This is a genomic window from Adlercreutzia equolifaciens, from assembly GCF_029076695.1.
Classification (GTDB): Bacteria; Actinomycetota; Coriobacteriia; order Coriobacteriales; family Eggerthellaceae; genus Adlercreutzia; species Adlercreutzia equolifaciens_A.
Genome location: NZ_JARFIK010000425.1, coordinates 1 through 299 on the forward strand (window position 1 = coordinate 1; position 299 = coordinate 299).

At 50.2% G+C, this 299-nt stretch carries 1 protein-coding gene; it reads right to left on the reverse strand.

Translation table 11 applies throughout. The annotated features are described in order from the left end of the window. Positions 1-28 precede the first annotated feature (28 nt). Positions 29-299 (reverse strand): YcxB family protein (locus tag PZH32_RS13020; RefSeq protein ID WP_275208678.1); only part of this gene is annotated, 271 nt, incomplete at its 5' end.

The following is a 299-nucleotide window of genomic DNA, read 5'->3' on the forward strand; positions in this document are numbered from 1 at the left end:
GTCTCCGCCGGTGCATTTGTTTCCTTTATCATGCCTTTAATCCTTTCGTCTTCTTCGGCGGAAGATTCCGCTTGCAGAAATCAACAAACTCCTGCTTTCTCCCTTCAATGGACCGGAATGGCACAAGATATCCGTTTGTCGGTCCGACCTTGATGATATACATATTCGGGATCCGAACGACTTTCCAGATCTGATCCCATTTCAACTCTCCGGTCACACCGGCCTGTTCGACCCCGATCTGCTCATCCGAAACGTCAAGATTGATCGGCGTTGAGTATCCGGTCGTTTTCGCATGCGCC